Annotated in this window: 13 protein-coding genes; 11 read left to right on the top strand and 2 right to left on the bottom strand. The window is 35.2% G+C overall.

The window, feature by feature from the left end; all coding sequences use genetic code 11:
- The first annotated feature begins 395 nt into the window (after positions 1-395).
- Entirely contained in the window at positions 396-1094 is a 699-nt protein-coding gene (gene clpP / locus FFR48_RS16725) for an ATP-dependent Clp endopeptidase proteolytic subunit ClpP (protein ID WP_137668143.1), read from the top strand.
- A 10-nt stretch (positions 1095-1104) separates the two neighbouring features.
- Complete coding sequence (gene clpX, locus FFR48_RS16720; protein WP_137668142.1) at positions 1105-2445, top strand: ATP-dependent protease ATP-binding subunit ClpX; 1341 nt, start codon at positions 1105-1107, stop codon at positions 2443-2445.
- Here the strand turns inward: clpX and FFR48_RS29510 are convergent.
- Entirely contained in the window at positions 2390-2680 is a 291-nt protein-coding gene (locus FFR48_RS29510; RefSeq protein ID WP_162501906.1) for a hypothetical protein, read from the bottom strand. The genes clpX and FFR48_RS29510 overlap by 56 nt on opposite strands.
- A gap of 23 nt (positions 2681-2703) precedes the next feature.
- On the opposite strand from FFR48_RS29510, the gene FFR48_RS16710 reads away from it, so the two are divergent.
- The 8 genes from FFR48_RS16710 to FFR48_RS16670 all read left to right on the top strand — a co-directional run bounded on the left by FFR48_RS16710 (position 2704) and on the right by FFR48_RS16670 (position 14303).
- Complete coding sequence (locus tag FFR48_RS16710; RefSeq protein ID WP_137668141.1) at positions 2704-3543, top strand: alpha/beta fold hydrolase; 840 nt, start codon at positions 2704-2706, stop codon at positions 3541-3543.
- A gap of 175 nt (positions 3544-3718) precedes the next feature.
- Positions 3719-4180 carry a DUF29 domain-containing protein gene (locus FFR48_RS16705; protein WP_137668140.1) on the top strand — a complete coding sequence of 154 codons (462 nt, stop codon included), beginning with the start codon at positions 3719-3721 and terminating at the stop codon, positions 4178-4180.
- Positions 4181-4207: 27 nt separating this feature from the next.
- A complete protein-coding gene (locus tag FFR48_RS16700; protein ID WP_137668139.1) occupies positions 4208-4663 on the top strand; it encodes a DUF29 domain-containing protein in 456 nt (151 codons plus the stop codon).
- Positions 4664-4750: 87 nt separating this feature from the next.
- Positions 4751-5212: a DUF29 domain-containing protein gene (locus FFR48_RS16695; protein ID WP_137668138.1), complete on the top strand. Its 462-nt coding sequence runs from the start codon at positions 4751-4753 to the stop codon at positions 5210-5212.
- Between the two features lie 76 nt (positions 5213-5288).
- The gene (locus tag FFR48_RS16685) at positions 5289-5753 is read left to right on the top strand and encodes a DUF29 domain-containing protein (protein ID WP_137668137.1); all 465 of its coding nucleotides are present in this window, start codon (positions 5289-5291) and stop codon (positions 5751-5753) included.
- Positions 5754-6152: 399 nt separating this feature from the next.
- The gene (locus FFR48_RS16680; protein ID WP_137668136.1) at positions 6153-9587 is read left to right on the top strand and encodes an Eco57I restriction-modification methylase domain-containing protein; all 3435 of its coding nucleotides are present in this window, start codon (positions 6153-6155) and stop codon (positions 9585-9587) included.
- A 161-nt stretch (positions 9588-9748) separates the two neighbouring features.
- Entirely contained in the window at positions 9749-10651 is a 903-nt protein-coding gene (locus tag FFR48_RS16675) for an Rpn family recombination-promoting nuclease/putative transposase (protein ID WP_096570071.1), read from the top strand.
- A 217-nt stretch (positions 10652-10868) separates the two neighbouring features.
- Positions 10869-14303, top strand: coding sequence for a helicase-related protein (locus FFR48_RS16670; protein ID WP_137668135.1), 3435 nt, complete (start codon positions 10869-10871; stop codon positions 14301-14303).
- Between the two features lie 249 nt (positions 14304-14552).
- Here FFR48_RS16670 and FFR48_RS16665 read toward each other — a convergent pair whose 3' ends face one another.
- A complete protein-coding gene (locus FFR48_RS16665; protein ID WP_137668134.1) occupies positions 14553-15539 on the bottom strand; it encodes a GntR family transcriptional regulator in 987 nt (328 codons plus the stop codon).
- A 112-nt stretch (positions 15540-15651) separates the two neighbouring features.
- On the opposite strand from FFR48_RS16665, the gene FFR48_RS16660 reads away from it, so the two are divergent.
- Positions 15652-16398, top strand: a complete 747-nt coding sequence (locus FFR48_RS16660) for a dienelactone hydrolase family protein (RefSeq protein ID WP_096572752.1) — start codon at positions 15652-15654, stop codon at positions 16396-16398.
- Positions 16399-16669: the final 271 nt, after the last annotated feature.

The raw sequence follows: 16669 nt of genomic DNA, 5'->3' as shown, positions 1-16669 counted from the left end.
GGCTCGTCGTATGCTGCCCAATGCTCCGATGATCTTTGATGTTGTGTGATACGTACGCAGACCCCATGTTGCCTGGCTCGGGCGCCGTCTCGTGATACCCTTCTGTGTTGTCGTGTCCCTCCAGCCTCCTGCCGCTTGCCTGTCTACCCCCCCGCCGCGCCTGCCTACTGACTCCCCTCTCCTGCCTCCTGTCTCCTGACTCCTGCCTCCTGCCCCCAGCCTCCTGCCTCCTGCCACCTGCCTCCTGCCTCCTGCCTCCTGCCTCCTGCCTCCTGCAAGAACAAATGAAGATAAGGCATAATGGTTAAAACATAGTTCAAATACAAATTCAAATTCTCGAAAAATCAGCCATAAGGTCTGTAAAACCTGTCCCACTTATTGTTAAATATTTTTGTATGCTTGTATCGCAGTCGGGAAATTACCCAATCAGTAGCTTGAGTCCCATCAGCATTAGCTGTAACTACAACAGCCCGAACAACATTGTACCGATGGTGGTAGAACAGTCCGGTATGGGAGAAAGGGCTTTTGACATCTACTCCCGTCTATTGCGAGAGCGGATTATTTTTTTAGGAACGCCAATAGATGACACTGTAGCTAATTCTATAGTTGCTCAATTGCTATTCCTAGACGCTGAAGACCCAGAAAAAGATATTCAACTTTACATAAATTCACCAGGGGGATCTGTTTACGCAGGAATGGCAATTTATGATACAATTCAACAAATACGTCCTGATGTTGTTACCATTTGTTTTGGTCTAGCTGCCAGCATGGGGGCGTTTTTGTTAACTGCGGGAACAGCAGGGAAGCGTATGTCTTTACCTGACTCCCGGATTATGATTCACCAACCCCTTGGTGGCGCTCAAGGACAAGCAATTGATATTGAAATTCAAGCGCGGGAAATTCTTTACATTAAGGGTAAGTTGAATCAATTAATGTCCACGCACACTGGTCAACCTTTAGAAAGGATCGAAGCTGATACAGAACGCGACTTTTTTATGTCAGCAGAAGAGGCAAAAAACTACGGTTTAATCGATCAGGTTATTTCTAGACAAAATCTCCCCACAGCAGGGGAAAACGTCACCATTCTGAAATAAGAGGCTTGGTATGTCTAAATACGACTCCCATTTAAAATGTTCATTTTGTGGCAAGTCTCAGGAGCAGGTGCGTAAATTAATCGCGGGTCCGGGAGTCTACATCTGCGATGAATGCGTTGACTTGTGTAATGAAATCCTAGATGAAGAACTGCTGGATACCAGTAGTTCTGCTTCCCAACCAGCATCACGTTCAGAACAACCTCAAAAACGCCGTACCAGTTCTGCCAATCTCTCTTTTAACCAAATCCCCAAACCGAGAGAAATTAAAAAATATTTAGATGAACACGTAATTGGGCAAGATGAAGCAAAAAAAGTCTTGTCGGTTGCAGTTTACAATCACTACAAGCGTTTAGCTATTGCTCAGTCTAAAGGTAATGGTAAAGGTGGCGCTGATGATGCTGTAGAACTACAAAAGTCCAATATTTTATTAATGGGTCCGACTGGTTGCGGTAAAACCCTGTTAGCGCAAACTCTGGCCAAAATCCTCGATGTACCCTTTGCGGTGGCAGATGCTACAACTCTCACCGAAGCAGGGTATGTAGGGGAAGACGTGGAAAATATCTTATTGCGACTTTTGCAAGTGGCAGATTTAGATGTGGAGGAAGCGCAACGGGGAATTATCTACATTGATGAAATTGATAAAATTGCCCGCAAGAGTGAAAACACATCCATTACTAGAGATGTTTCCGGGGAAGGGGTACAGCAAGCTTTACTGAAAATGTTAGAGGGTACAATTGCTAATGTACCACCCCAGGGCGGACGCAAGCATCCCTATCAAGATTGTATTCAGATTGACACTAGCAACATCCTGTTTATCTGTGGTGGGGCTTTTGTTGGTTTAGAAAAAGTCGTAGATCAGAGAGTGGGCAAAAAGTCAATTGGCTTTGTGCAGTCTGGAGAAGGGATATCTAAAGAAAAACGGGCTGCGGACACACTACGTCATTTAGAACCCGATGATTTGGTGAAATTTGGCATGATTCCCGAATTTATTGGGCGGATGCCAATGGTGGCTGTAGTTGATCCTCTGGATGAAGAAGCACTGATGGCGATTTTGACTCAACCCCGGAGTGCTTTAGTGAAGCAGTATCAAAAACTGCTGAAGATGGATAACGTCCAGTTAGATTTTAAACCAGATGCTTTGAAGGCGATCGCCCAAGAAGCCTATCGCCGGAAAACTGGGGCGCGGGCGTTGCGGGGTATTGTGGAAGAATTGATGTTAGATGTGATGTATGAGTTGCCATCCCGTAAAGATGTAACTCGCTGCACAGTAACGCGGGAAATGGTAGAGAAACGTTCTACAGCGGAACTGTTGGTACATCCTTCTTCATTACCAAAACCAGAGTCAGCATAATTGGTGATTGGTGATTGGTGATTGGTAATTGGTGATTGGTGATTGGTGATTGGTGATTGGTGATTGGTGATTGGTGATTGGTGATTGGTGATTGGTGATTGGTGATTGGTGATTGGTGATTGGGAAAAATACAAATAATTTCCCCCTGCTCCCTGCTCCCTGCTCCCCTGCTTCTTCCCCAGTCACCAGTCACTAGTCCCCAGTCACCAGTCCCCAGTCCCCAGTCACCTGTCACCTGTCACCTATTCCTTAAAAATTATGTCTTATATCAAAGTTCGCGGGGTTGAGCATTATTACGAGTGGATCAAGAAACCATCAGATGTGGTAAAACCAGTGATGGTTTTTTTGCATGGTTGGGCTGGTTCGTGTAGATATTGGCGCAGTACGGCTGAGGCTTTAGCAGATAAGTTTGACTGTTTATTATATGATATGCGCGGTTTTGGGCGTTCCCATGCTGAAACCCAAGATGGCAGTAAATTGAGTTATGAATTAACAGAATATGCGGAAGATTTAGCAGTATTATTAAATGAGTTAAATCTGGAGCGTGTTTATATTAATGCCCATTCTATGGGTGCTTCAATTGCGACTTTATTTTTTAATCGTTATCCCCAAAAAGTTATCAAGGCAATTTTAACTTGTAGTGGGATTTTTGAATATGATGAAAAAGCCTTTGCAGCTTTCTATAAATTTGGTGGTTTAGTAGTTAAATTCCGTCCTCAATGGTTAGGGAAAATACCTTTAGCGGATAGGATGTTTATGGCGAGATTTTTGCATCGTCCGATTCCTAAAGCTGAAAGACAAGCTTTTTTACAAGATTTTATTGACGCTGATTATGATTCCGCTTTAGGGACAATTTTTACCTCTGTGAGTAAAGAACAAGCGGAAACAATGCCTTTAGAATTTGCTAAATTAACAGTACCAACTTTGTTAATAGCCGGAGAATATGATTTAATTATTCCTGCTGATTTAGGTAGAAAAGCGGCTGTTTTGAGTGATAAGGTGCAGCTAGAAATTGTTGCTAATACCGCACATTTTCCGATGTTGGAAGATCCAGAAACTTATTTACAGAAGGTGCGGGATTTTTTGGGTAATTGGTAATGGGTAATTGGTAATGGGTAATTGGTAATGGGTAATTGGTAATTGGTAATGGGTAATTGGTAATGGGTAATTGGTAATGGGTAATTGGTAATGGGTAATTGGTAATTGGTAATTGGTAATGGGTAATTGGTAATTGGTAATTGGTAATTGGTGAAATAAATTAAGAGGTGAGGTTATGAGTGTAATTAGTAATTTGGAGTATTTACAACAACTCTATGAAATTGATGATTATGAATGGTTATTGACTAACATTGAATTATTAAAACAACGCAGATTTAATGATGTGGATCTAGAGAATTTGATTGAGGAGTTGGAGTCATTGGCCAAGCGAGATAAACACCAGGTGAAAAATCTGTTAGAACAAATTATGAGACATCTATTACTATTAAATTTTTGGAAAGCTGAATATGAAAGAAATAAAAATCATTGGCGTGCGGAAATTAGAAGTTTTAGGACACAATTAAAAGATAGATTAACTACTAATTTATCTAATTATTTAAGTTCTATTTTTGCTGATATTTATCATGATGCTTTGGGTTATGTGCAGGAAAAAACAGGTTTTACTGTGAGTTTTCTTTCAGAATGTCCTTACACTTTAGAACAGTTTTTAGATGTGGATTTTTTGGGTAATGGGTAATTGGTGAAATAAATTAGAGGTGAGGTTATGAGTGTAATTAGTAATTTAGAATATTTACAACAACTCTATGAAATTGATGATTATGAATGGTTGTTAACTAATATTGAATTATTAAAACAAGGTAAATTTAATGATGTGGACTTAAATAATTTAATTGAGGAGTTGGCAGATTTGGGTAATGAAAAGAAAAATGCTGTAGAAAGTTTATTACAGCAAATAATTAGACATTTATTATTATATCAATATTGGATTGCTGAAAGTGAGAGAAATTCTGGACATTGGCAAGCTGAAATTTATAGTTTTCGAGATCAATTAAATGCTAAATTAACCACTAATTTACGTAATCATTTAGCTGAACAAACATTAAAAATTTATCAACGGGCGCTAGGATATGTGCAAAGAAAAACTAATTATCAAGTAGATTTTCCCTCAGAATGTCCTTACACTTTGGAACAGTTGTTAGATGTGGATTTTTTGGGTTAAGATTCAATTTTAGGGATAATTCATGTAGGGATAATTCATATAAGGGTAATTCATGAATTACCCCTACCAAAATTAAGAGGTGATGTTATGAGTGTAATTAGTAATTTGGAATATTTACAACAACTCTATAAAATTGATGATTATGAATGGTTATTAACTAATATTGAATTATTAAAACAAGGTAAATTTAATGATGTGGATTTAGAGAATTTAATTGAGGAGTTGGCAGACTTGGGTAATGAAAAGAAAAATGCGGTTAAAAGTTTATTAGAACAAGTTATTAGACATCTTTTATTACTGCAATATTGGACAGAAGAAATAGAAAATAATGGTCATCATTGGCAATCAAAAATTTTAGGTTTTCGTTATCAACTGGAGGATAGATTAACTACTAATTTACGTAATTTTCTAGCTGATGAACTTGATCATATTTATCAAAGAGCGTTAAAATATGTGCAGGTAAAAACTAAGTTTAAAGTAGATTTTCCTTCAGAATGTCCTTATACTTTGGAACAGTTGTTAGATGTGGATTTTTTGGGTAATTGGTAATTGGTAATGGGTAATGGGTAATTGGTAATTGGTAATTGGTAATTGGTAATTGGTGAAATAAATCAGAGGTGATGTTATGAGTGTAATTAGTAATTTGGAATATTTACAACAACTCTATAAAATTGATGATTATGAATGGTTATTAACTAATATTGAATTATTGAAACAAGGTAAATTTAATGATGTGGATTTAGAGAATTTAATTGAGGAGTTGGCAGATTTGGGTAATGAAAAGAAAAATGCGGTTGCTAGTCTGTTAGAACAAATTATTAGACATTTATTATTATATCAGTATTGGACAGAAGAAACTGAAAGAAATGGTCATCATTGGCAAGCGGAAATTGTCAGTTTTAGAAACCAATTAAAACGACGTTTAACGGGTAATTTACGCAATTATTTATCTGAGGAAATGTTAGATATTTATGCTGATGCTTTAAAATTTGTGGAGGTGAAAACTAAGTTTCAAGTAGATTTTCCCCAAGAATGTCCTTATACTTTAGAACAGTTGTTAGATGTGGATTTTTTGGGTAATGAGATGTAGGTTGGGTTGAACAAAGTGAAACCCAACTAACATTTGTAAACTAACATTTGTAAATGTTGGGTTTTGTCCCTCAACCCAACCTACCTGGGTAATGAGATGTAGGTTGGGTTGAACAAAGTGAAACCCAACTAACATTTGTAAACTAACATTTGTAAATGTTGGGTTTCGTCCCTCAACCCAACCTACCTTGACTTTAGATGTGGATTTTTTGGGGTGATTCTTTAAACGCAGATAAACGCAGATAAACGCAGATGGTTTAAAGTAATAGTTTGAATATGTTAATAAAATGTTCATAAAACTTAAATAATCAGTACATAATCTTTGTTACTGGTATATGCTACAATTGTTACGACAGGTTAGATACCTGTATTTTCTGTATATATACCTGGTAAAAATATTATGAAGTTCAACCGCAATCAAGTTAAAAAATATCTGCAATTATCTGATTTTACATCTTTATTTATTGAAGAATTAGGTTGGGATTATGCTGATATTTCTCCTATTTATTTATCGGTAGATGAGGAAAATTCTACTTTAGAATATACTTTAGAAGCTGTTGCCCAAAAACGCGGTTTAATGGTTTATCATTGTGTTGCTGAAAATGGGATTTTACCTAATGCTAAAACTAGGAAAAATATAGATACCCAAGTTACTAGTTATAGTCAAGAACATTTAATTATTTATACTGATAAAAATCAATCTAAACAAGTTTGGCAATGGGTAAAAAGAGAATCTGCTACTAAAACTAAAGCTAAAGAAACTACTTTTAACGTTACTCAATCAGGAGAATTATTAACTCAAAAATTAGAGGCGTTATTTATTGATTTTGCAGAGGAAGAAAATTTAACTTTAACAGATGTCACTCAACGCACTCAAACCGCTTTTGATATTGAAAAGGTTACAAAAGACTTTTTTAATAAGTTCCAAGAAAGACATTTGCAATTTGTTACTTTTATCAAAGGTATCGAAAATACAAAAGATGCTAATTGGTATGCGTCGGTAATTTTAAACCGCTTGATGTTTATTTATTTCCTTCAGAAAAAAGGTTTTTTGGATGATGGTAATACTAATTATTTACAAGATAAGTTAAAGGTTAGTCAAAGTCAAGGACAGGATTTATATTATCAAGAGTTTTTACAAACTTTGTTTTTTGATGGTTTTGGGAAAGCTGAAAAGTTCCGTAAACATGAAACTCCTGCTTTAATTGGTAAAATTAAATATATTAATGGTGGTTTGTTTTTACCTCATCAAATTGAAGAAAAATATAATGTTACTTCGACTTCGCTCAGTAACCGTATTCAAATTAGTGATACTGCTTTTGAGGAGATTTTTAAACTATTTTCCGGTTATACTTGGCATTTAGATGATACTCCAAGTGGTAAGGATGATGAAATTAATCCTGATGTTTTGGGGTATATTTTTGAAAAGTATATTAACCAAAAGGAATTTGGTGCTTATTATACGAAACCGGAAATTACTAATTATTTATGTGAACGTACTATTAATAAATTTATTAGTGGTAAAATTGGTAATGTTCAAGTTTTAGAAAATCTCAATAATCAATTATGTCAGCAATTGTTAGATGATGTTTTACCAAACTTATCAATTTTAGATCCCGCTTGTGGTAGTGGTGCATTTTTGGTTGCTGCTTTACAACATTTGATTAAGATTTATACTGCTATTTTTGATTTTATTCAAGTTTCGGGAAATGCGGAAAATCAAGCCAGATTAACTAAGATTAAACAAGATCATCCTTCTTTGGATTATTATATCAAAAAACGGGTAATTACTGACAATCTCTATGGTGTGGATATCATGGAGGAAGCGGTGGAAATTGCTAAACTACGCTTGTTTTTAAGTTTGGTTGCTGCTGCGAAAACTGTTGATGATTTAGAACCTTTACCTAATGTTGATTTTAACATTATGTCTGGTAATTCGTTAATTGGTTTAATTCGCGTTGATGGAAGTCGTTTTGATAATGTTGGACAGTCTAAACAAGGTAATATTTTACAACAATTAAATTCACAAAATTATCAAGCAATTTTAAAAGAGAAAAACGCAAGTATTAGAAAGTACAAAGAACACGCTTTTATGATAGCAGATGTGGAAGGTACGGAACAGGAAGATAGGTTAGAATTTTTAAGGGAAAATATTAATCGTGTCAATCGGGAATCTTTGGTGAAGTTAAATCAATTGTTGTTAGATGAATTTAGTAATTTAAAGATTAAATATGAGGAAGTGCAGTTAAAGGGTAAACCTGTGAAACGACTTTTGAATATTGAGGATATGGAAGGGTTAAAACCTTTTCATTGGGGTTATCATTTTGATCAGATTATTGCTAGGGGTGGTTTTGATATTATTTTAGGTAATCCTCCTTGGGAGATTTTTAAACCGCAAGCTAAGGAATTTTTCGCAGAATATAGCGATATTGTGACTAAGAATAAGATGGATATTAAGACTTTTGAAAAACAACAAAAGCAGTTGTTAGAAAATCCTGAAATTGCTACTGCTTGGTTAGAGTATCAAAGTCAATATCCTCATGTAAGTTTATATTATCGCAGTGCGGAACAATATGTTAATCAGATTTCTGTGGTGAATGGGAAAAAACAGGGAACTGATATTAATTTATATAAGTTATTTGTGGAACAATGTGTTAATTTACTTTCTCAAAATGGTGAATGTGGTTTGGTTATTCCTAGCGGTATTTATACTGATTTGGGTACTAAGCAGTTACGAGAAATGTTATTTTCGCAAACTAATATTACTGGTTTATTCTGTTTTGAAAATAGAAAAGCTATTTTTGAGGGGGTTGATAGTCGGTTTAAGTTTGTGGTATTGACTTTTGAAAATGGTAAGCAAACTTTATCTTTCCCTGCTAAATTTATGCGTCATGATGTGGGAGAGTTAAATAGTTTTCCTGGTGATGATTGTATTAATATGTCTGTGGATTTAATTAAACAGTTATCTCCTGATTCTATTTCAATCATGGAGTTTAAAACTGATTTAGATATTCACATTGCTGAAAAAATGAGTCGCTTTCCTTTATTGGGGGAGGAAATTCAGGATAAATGGAATTTAAAGTTAACCGCTGAATTTCACATGACTAATGATAGTTATTTGTTTAAAACTGAACCAGGAAAAGGAAGATTACCTTTATATGAAGGGAAAATGATTCATCAATTTAATCATAAGTTTGCTGAACCTCGCTACTGGGTAGATGAGGAGGAAGGAAGAAAAGCAGTTTTAGGTAAAAATGGTGTTGATAAAGGGCAAATTTTAGATTATCAGTGTTATAGGTTGGGGTTTAGAAAAATAGGAAGAAATACAGATGTTAGAACTTTGATTTCTACAATTATTCCTCCTAATTTTTGTTCAGAGAATTTTCAAACTGCTGTTAAATATAATAGAAATGACTTTTTAGACTATTTAGAATCATTATATTTAGTCGGAATTTGGAATAGTTTTGTTGTTGATTTTTCTCTACGTCAAAAGGTTTCTGCTAATGTTAATATGTTCTACATTTATCAATTACCTGTACCCAGATTAACAGAAAAAGACGAATATTTTCAAGAAATAGTAGAACGTGCAGCAAAACTAATATGTACCACAGCAGAATATGATGAATTAGCGAAAGAAGTAGGGTTAGGAAGTCATAAAAACGGAATTACAGACGAGAGAGAAAGGGGAAAAATCCGCGCAGAATTAGATGGAATAATTGCCCATTTATATGGTTTAACAGAAAGCGAATTTAGTCATATATTGAGTACATTTCCCATTGTTGCGGAAGAAGTGAAAAATGCTGCTTTAAATGCTTATCGGGAGATGGTTAAATAACGTAAACGTAGGGGTTTAGCATTGCTAAACCCGTACAATTCATAATAAAAACAAAGATATGCAAATTATTTTTAATCTTGTCAACAAATCATAAATTGATCTGTGAAGTAGGGGATCTAATATAATAATCAAACAATTAATCAATAGAAAATATTTATGTTATGCGTCGAGACACAATCTTTTACAAACTATTCCAACAATATCCATCTTTATTGTTTCAATTGTTGGAAAATCCTCCAGAAAATGCCGATAGTTATAAATTTGATTCTGTAGCAATTAAAGAACCAAAATTTGAAATTGATGGCGTATTTTTACCACCAGAAAATGAAAATCCAGGAGTAGTATATTTTTGTGAGGTACAATTCCAGAAAGATGAAATATTGTATGAAAGAATAGTAGCTGAATCTTCCTTATATTTTTATCGTAACCGGACTAGATTTAGTGATTGGCAAGCGGTTATAATTTATCCATCTCGTAACATTGAACAAAGTAATACTTATCCATTGCGGGCATTTTTGAAAAGTGATCAAGTACATCGGATATACTTAGATGAATTGGGGGATATTCATCAATTACCCACATCGGTAGGAATGATGATATTAACCACATTAGAAGAAAATCAAGCACCAGAAGCAGCGAGGTATTTATTAGCAAAAACTCAATCAGAAATACCATCATCATCAAATCGCGTCATAATAGAAATGATCACCATAATTATGATGTACAAATTTGAAAATCTTAAACGTCACGAGGTAGAATCTATGTTAGGAATCACACTCAAACAAACAAGAGTTTATCAAGAAATTAAAGAAGAAGGAAGAGAAGAAGGAAGAGAAGAAGGACTTCAACAAGGATTAAAAGCAGGAAGAAAAGAAGGACTAGAAGAAGCAACTTTTAATTTAGTTATGAGACTTTTGAGTAAACGATTTGGTAAAATATCCCCAAAAATACGCGGTTCTATTTCTAATTTATCTTTACCTGTTTTAGAAGATTTAAGTGAAGATTTATTAGATTTTAAAACTGTGAATGATTTACAAATTTGGTTAGACAAAGTTGAAGATTAAGATTTAATATTCCCGACTTTTATTGTTATTGTGTCAATAAATGATAAATTAATGATAAATTAATGATAGAAGTCGGAAATCTGATATTATGTTATAATCTTCAAAGTAGCAACAGGAGTAAAAACCATGACTATTAAAGAATTAATTCAAGCCGAAATTGACAATGGTTTCGTTCCTCAACCAAACCTACAACCAATTTTATAATAAATAAAAACCTATGCCAAGAATTTTTGATAACATCAATGAACAATTATTAACAACCCTCAAACAAAGTTTAAAAGATGCACATAAAGCGGATTTTTGTGTAGGTTATTTCAACCTGCGGGGATGGAAATTAATACAGGAAGAAATAGAACAATTTACCGGAGGTGAAAATAATTGTTGTCGCTTATTAATTGGAATGCAAAAATTACCCAAAGATGAACTTAACCAAATGTTAGGTTTAGGAATATCTCGCAAACCCATATCCCAAAGTGACACAACTAACCTGAGAAAACGCCTAGTACAAGAATTTAGTCAACAATTAACTTTAGGTAAACCCAGCAATGATGATGAATGGGGTTTAAAAAGACTAAAAACCCAATTACAAACTAAAAAAGTAGTAGTTAAATTATATCTCCGTCATCCCCTCCACGCTAAACTTTATTTAATTCCCCAAAATTATCATAATTTACCCGCTATTGGTTTTTTAGGAAGTAGTAATTTAACCTTTTCTGGTTTATCTTACCAGGGAGAATTAAACGTTGACATATTAGATCATGATGCAACTAATAAATTACAAACTTGGTTTAATGAACGTTGGGAAGATCGATTTTGTTTAGATATTTCCGATGAATTAATCAAAATTATAGATGAAAGTTGGGCAACAGAAAAACTTATTTCTCCTTACTATGTTTATCTCAAAATGGCTTATCATCTCTCCCAAGAAGCGCGAGATGGTTTAAGTCAATATGCTATACCTTATGATTTTCAATTATTCCCTTTTCAAGCAGCAGCAGTAAAAGTTGCTGCCCATTATGTTAACCGTCGTGGTGGTGTAATGATTGGGGATGTGGTAGGATTAGGAAAAACCTTAGTAGGAACAGCAATTACTAAAATTATAGAGGATGAACTGGGTATTAGTACCGTTATTATTTGTCCGAAAAATCTTGTTTCTATGTGGGAAAAATATAAAGATGAATATGGTTTAGCTGCTAGGGTAGTTCCTATTAGTCAAGTTACCAAAATATTACCGACAATTACCGCCCGTTTTCGGTTAGTATTAATAGATGAAAGTCATAATTTAAGAAATAGAGATGGACAACGTTATGCAGCGATTAAAGAATATATTGAACAAAGCGGAAGTCGTTGTATTTTATTAACTGCAACCCCTTATAATAAAAGTAATTTAGATTTATCTGCACAGTTACGGTTATTTATTCCTGAATCTAAAGATTTAGGTATTAAACCAGAAAATTTAATCAGAGAATTGGGAAATGAAACTGAATTTAAACGTAAATATCCGCAAACGAAAGTGAGAACTTTAGCAGCATTTGAAAAAAGCGAATATGCAGAAGATTGGCAATTATTAATGAATCGTTATATGCTCAGAAGAACACGCAGTTTCATTAAAAATAATTATGCCGAAACTGATGCAATAGATGGCAGAAAATATTTACAATTTCCTGATGGTTCTCGTTCTTATTTTCCTACCCGCATTCCTAAAACTGCCACTTTTACTATTAATAATGATGATGACTATGGCAAATTATACTCTAGTGAAGTGGTGGAAATTATCAATTCTCTATCTTTACCCCGTTACGGTTTAGGAAATTACACCTTAGATAAATATAAACAACCTCCCACAGCAACGGAACAACAAATTTTAAATGGTTTATCCCGTGGGGGAAGACGGTTAATGGGTTTTTGTCGCACGAATTTATTTAAAAGATTAGAAAGTAGCGGTAATGCTTTTTTAGAATCTTTAGAACGTCATATTTTAAGAAATTATGTTTATATTCATGCGTTAGAAAATAAATTAGATATTCCCATTGGTACACAGGATGCGGAATTTTTAGAGACTGCAAATAATGATGAAGATGCGGATAATATTAATTCTACCAATTTAGATTTTGAAATAGCTGATGATGACAATGATGAAGAAAATGATGATCAGAATGATGAGGTAAATTTTGCTAGTTTAAGCAGTAAAGAAGCAGAATATAAACGTCAAGCAAAGGTTATTTATGAACTTTATCAAAGCAAATATCAAAAACGTTTTAAATGGTTAAATTATCGGTTGTTTAAGTCTGAGTTGAAAAAACATCTTCTGGAAGATGCTAGAGCATTGTTGAAGTTATTAAATAACTGTTTAAATAACTGTTTAAATAACTGTGGAGAATGGAATTATCAACAAGATCAAAAATTTCAAACTTTGCAAAAGTTACTCACAGAAATTCATCCTGATGAGAAAATATTGATTTTTACTCAGTTTGCAGATACAGCGCGTTATTTACAGGAATGTCTAGGAAAAGCGCATATTTCCCAAACTGCTTTAGTTACGGGTAAGGTAAATGATCCCACATCTTTAGTATATCGTTTTAGTCCCCAAAGTAATCAACAGAATATCACCCCTGAACAGGAAATTAGAATTTTAATTGCTACGGATGTTTTAAGTGAAGGTCAAAATTTACAAGATTGTCGGATTATTATTAATTATGATTTACCTTGGGCAATTATTCGCTTAATTCAAAGAGCAGGAAGGGTAGATAGAATAGGCCAAAAAGCATCAGAAATTCTCTGTTATTCTTTTTTACCTGCGGAGGGTGTGGAAAAATTAATTAATTTAAGAGGTAGACTGACAGAAAGATTACAACAAAATGCTAGTGTAGTGGGTACAGATGAGGCATTTTTTGAGGATGGTTTTTCCTATCAAGAAATACTGGATCTTTATCATGAGAAATCGGGTATTTTAGATGAAGTAGATGATGGAGAAGTTGATTTAACTTCGGAAGCTTTTCAAATTTGGAAAAATGCCATAGATGCTGATCCAAGTTTAGAGAAAATCATTAAAAATCTGCCCAATGTGATTTATTCTACCCGTTACCATGAAGGTACAAATTTAGATCCTCAAGGGGTGTTAATGTATCTGCGAACTGCTGAAGGTACGGATGTTTTAGCGTGGATAAATAAGGAAGGAAAAAGTGTTACTCAATCGCAAATGAGAATTTTAAGAATGGCAAGATGTAACCGGGATACACCCCCAGAAAAAAAGCATCCCCAACACCATGAAATTGTCGCTCAAGGGGCTGATTTACTATTAGAACAGCAAAAAACATCTGGAGGACAATTAGGAAGCTCTAAAAGTGCCAGATATCGAACTTATTACCGGTTAGATAATTATATTAAAAAAACGGAAGCAAAAACCCCTATATTTACATCAGGAGAAGATTGGCAGACTTTAAAAAAAGCGGTAGAAGAAATATATCATTATCCGTTAAAAGAAACAACGGTAGTTAAATTAAATCGGCAGTTAAAAAGCGGTATTAATGATGAACAATTAGCGACAATGATTATATCTTTAAGAGATAATAATTCTTTGTGTATTATCCATCCTGAAGATGGACAACAGGAAGCGCAAATTATTTGTTCCTTGGGGTTATTTGGTGATTAGTTATTGGGCGGAAAATTTTAGATTTTAGATTTTAGATTTTAGATTTTAGATTTTAGATTTTAGTAGGACTTACGTAAGATGTGACTGAAAACCTTATTCTTGCGTAGGGTTAATTCATGAATTACCCCTACTTTCGTTCTCTTTTGCGTAAGTCCTGTTTAGATTGGGGTTGATAAAAACAATCCAAAATCCAAAATCCAAAATCCAAAATCCAAAATCCAAAATCCAAAATAAAAAACTTCTGCCCCATCACATTAAACCCAGTTCTCTTTGCAGTAAATTAATTGATTGAGAACCAATGTAGTTTTCACAACGAATTAGTTTAGGTGGACGAATTAGATCATCTGAGACTGTTTGCATTCCTGCTTGTGTTGTTAAGTAACTGACTGGATCTGTACAAAATATGATTTCGCAACGTTTAACTATGGCGTTTAGTTTATAAGCATCCTTGGGTTGAGCAGTCATAACTAATAGTTCATCCCCCCGTAAACCGTGTAGGATGACTTCTGTAGCTCTGAGAATACCAGGACTGAGGCTAACTATACCAATACAGCTTGATTTGGCAAGGCTTTTAACTACATTGAGTTCTTTACTATAGTCATGAATATCTAGGGGAATAACGCGGACTGCTTGGGGTCCAGCGATCGCTTCTACTTCTCCGATAAAATAACGACTGGTGACTAATGTGGCCGATGTGGTTTGTTCTAAGACTGCGGCTAATTCTTCTGTTGTTACCAACTGGACGGGAATTTCTAGGGATTCTTCTAATTCATCTACCATTAATTCCCCAGCACCAAGATCCTGTAATGGTACTATTACCAAAACTCTGGCACTACAACGCAAACGCCAGTCAACTTCCGCTAAAAATAGCTCCCGTGCTTGATTGAGGGAACAACCTTGATTAAGTAATTCATCCAGTGTTTTTTGGACTGTTTTGTATGCTTCGGGGTATTGTTTCAGAATGGGAGATTGTAACCTACCACCACCCTCATGGCCTTGAGCGCGGACATAAATTCCTGAACCTGCTAGACTTTCGACAAATCCTTCGTCTTCCAGCTGGCGGTAAACTTTACTAATAGTGTTACGATGTAATCCAGTTTGCATGGCTAACGCCCTGGTGCTGGGTAATTTATAACCGGGTGCATACTGACCAGAGGCGATCGCAAAGCGAATTTGATTAAATAGTTGGCTGGATGCGGGGATTTCGCTGTCTGGCTGAATTCGGAATTGAATCATTAACAATTCTCCTGATGATTGGTAGCTGCACTTAACTGTTTGTGTGTACTACCTGTTAAATATATGATTTATTTTGAATTTATCGGATCAGATAATTTTGATGAAAATTATTATGACAGAGCAAACAATAGACTCTACAAAAGTTAAACTTTCTCAAAATGATTGTCAAATTGATGCTTATTTAGCAAAACCAACATCACCTGGTATTTACGCCGGAATTGTAGTTTTACAGGAGATATTTGGAATTAATGAGCATATTCGGGAGGTGACAGAACGGATTGCTCAACTGGGGTATGTGGCGATCGCACCTGCTCTTTTTCAACGCCAAGCACCGGGCTTTGAAACGGGTTATACTCCTGAAGACATAGAAATTGGTAGAAAATACGCCTGGGAACAAACCACAGCTTCACAACTGTTGAGCGATATTCAAGCCGCTATTAATTATCTCAAAACTCAGCCCAATGTCAAAAAAGAAGGTTTTGGTTGTATTGGCTTTTGTTTTGGTGGTCATGTCGCCTACCTAGCTGCTACCCTCCCTGATATTCAAGCTACTGCTTCATTTTACGGTGCTGGGATCACCACCCGCACCCCTGGAGGCGGCAACCCTACTATTACCCGCACTCCAGAAATTTCCGGGACTATTTACGCCTTTTTTGGGATGGATGATGCCAGTATACCCACAGAACAGGTAAACGAAATTGAAGCAGCGTTACAAAAACACAACATTTCTCATGGCGTGTTTCGCTACGATGGATCTGATCACGGATTTTTCTGCGATCGCCGTGGTAGTTATAATCCTATAGCTGCGGCGGATGCTTGGCAACAAGTTCAACAACTTTTTGCCAACACTTTAGGGTGACTGGTGACTGGGGACTGGGGACTGGGGACTGGTGACTGGGGACTGGTGACTGGGGACTGGGGACTGGTGACTGGGTACTGATGACTGATGACTGGGTACTGAGGACTAGTTACTAGTTACTAGTAACTAATAACTGTTTACTAATAAAAATTTACCATTTACCAATTACCAATTTCCAATTAGTAACTATCAATTACCAACTAGCAATTTCCAATTACCAATTCTTCATAACAATCAAAATACAACAAAAATAAAATCTACATTAAAACAT

The organism is Sphaerospermopsis reniformis (assembly GCF_005402885.1).
GTDB classification, from domain to species: domain Bacteria; phylum Cyanobacteriota; class Cyanobacteriia; order Cyanobacteriales; family Nostocaceae; genus Sphaerospermopsis; species Sphaerospermopsis kisseleviana.
The sequence above is the reverse complement of the archived record's forward strand: the minus strand, read 5'-3'. Positions and strand labels throughout refer to the sequence as shown.

Coding starts and splice junctions, on each gene's coding strand:
- clpP (WP_137668143.1), top strand. CDS start 396: ATGCTTGTATCGCAGTCGGGAAATTACCCAATCAGTAGCTTGAGTCCC.
- clpX (WP_137668142.1), top strand. CDS start 1,105: ATGTCTAAATACGACTCCCATTTAAAATGTTCATTTTGTGGCAAGTCT.
- FFR48_RS16710 (WP_137668141.1), top strand. CDS start 2,704: ATGTCTTATATCAAAGTTCGCGGGGTTGAGCATTATTACGAGTGGATC.
- FFR48_RS16705 (WP_137668140.1), top strand. CDS start 3,719: ATGAGTGTAATTAGTAATTTGGAGTATTTACAACAACTCTATGAAATT.
- FFR48_RS16700 (WP_137668139.1), top strand. CDS start 4,208: ATGAGTGTAATTAGTAATTTAGAATATTTACAACAACTCTATGAAATT.
- FFR48_RS16695 (WP_137668138.1), top strand. CDS start 4,751: ATGAGTGTAATTAGTAATTTGGAATATTTACAACAACTCTATAAAATT.
- FFR48_RS16685 (WP_137668137.1), top strand. CDS start 5,289: ATGAGTGTAATTAGTAATTTGGAATATTTACAACAACTCTATAAAATT.
- FFR48_RS16680 (WP_137668136.1), top strand. CDS start 6,153: ATGAAGTTCAACCGCAATCAAGTTAAAAAATATCTGCAATTATCTGAT.
- FFR48_RS16675 (WP_096570071.1), top strand. CDS start 9,749: ATGCGTCGAGACACAATCTTTTACAAACTATTCCAACAATATCCATCT.
- FFR48_RS16670 (WP_137668135.1), top strand. CDS start 10,869: ATGCCAAGAATTTTTGATAACATCAATGAACAATTATTAACAACCCTC.
- FFR48_RS16665 (WP_137668134.1), bottom strand. CDS start 15,539: ATGATTCAATTCCGAATTCAGCCAGACAGCGAAATCCCCGCATCCAGC.
- FFR48_RS16660 (WP_096572752.1), top strand. CDS start 15,652: ATGACAGAGCAAACAATAGACTCTACAAAAGTTAAACTTTCTCAAAAT.